Raw genomic sequence first — 842 nt, 5'->3', positions numbered from 1 at the left:
GGCTATGTCCCAATTACGTGTTGCATGGGGCGCCCAAGCGCCTCATGCAAGCAACGTGGAACATCCACTTCCCGCCCATAACGCTCCAGCATCCGTCGCCAGCCCAGATAATTCCTCAGATAGTGGGTCGCTACCCCATGGAACCGCTCCATCCACTCCTTCAATCGCCGGTGGTACCCGTTCACATGCTGAATGTGATAGGCCCCCACTACCCGCTCTCCCGCACGGTTGTGCACCACTTGGTGGCTCATGCCCTGCGACTTGCTGAAACTGGCATACACCCCGGCACCATCGCTGCAGAGCACAGCATCCGGGGCGATAAGCGGCTGCAACACCTCCCTGACTGTCCTGGCATTTAGTCGCTCCAACTGAAAGTCGGCCAGATGGCCAGCTCTGTCCTGCACCACCATCACCGGGATGTAATCCGGCCCTGTGCCACGAGTGCGCCCTTTACCCCCGCGGCGGCGGGCCGGACGAGGTAATCTACGTAGCCCTTTGAACGATTCCAGGAAGAAGGTTTCATCGACCTCGACGATACCCTCTTCCCGTGCCGCCTGATGGGTTGCCATGGCTTTCAGGAAGCGGTGACGCCACAAGAAGGCGGTGTTTTTGCAGACTCCGCAGCGGAGGGCCGCTTGTCGGATGGTAAGCCCTTCGATGAGGGCCTGGGCGTAGTCCTCCCAGCACTGGGCCTTGCGCAGTTTGGCCATGGGCGTCTTGGTGAGGAGTGAACTGGTGCGCCGACATTGCTTGCAGCGATAACGGCGCAGTCCTCGGCTCCAGCCCCAGGGTGCCAATTGGGCGGCCTCGGCCTGACAGTGGGGGCAATATCGGCAAGCGGG

1 protein-coding gene is annotated in these 842 nt (G+C 61.3%); it reads right to left on the bottom strand.

What is annotated here, in order from left to right; translation table 11 throughout:
- Window positions 1–2 precede the first annotated feature (2 nt).
- Window positions 3–842, bottom strand: an 840-nt coding sequence (locus KW825_RS20210) for an IS1595 family transposase (protein WP_218330236.1), incomplete at its 5' end; no start/stop codon positions are given.

This window comes from Aeromonas sp. sif2433 (assembly GCF_019218705.1).
In the GTDB taxonomy this organism is placed as follows: Bacteria; Pseudomonadota; Gammaproteobacteria; order Enterobacterales; family Aeromonadaceae; genus Aeromonas; species Aeromonas encheleia.
Note: the sequence above shows the minus strand (reverse complement) of the source record. Positions and strands in the feature narration are given on the sequence as shown.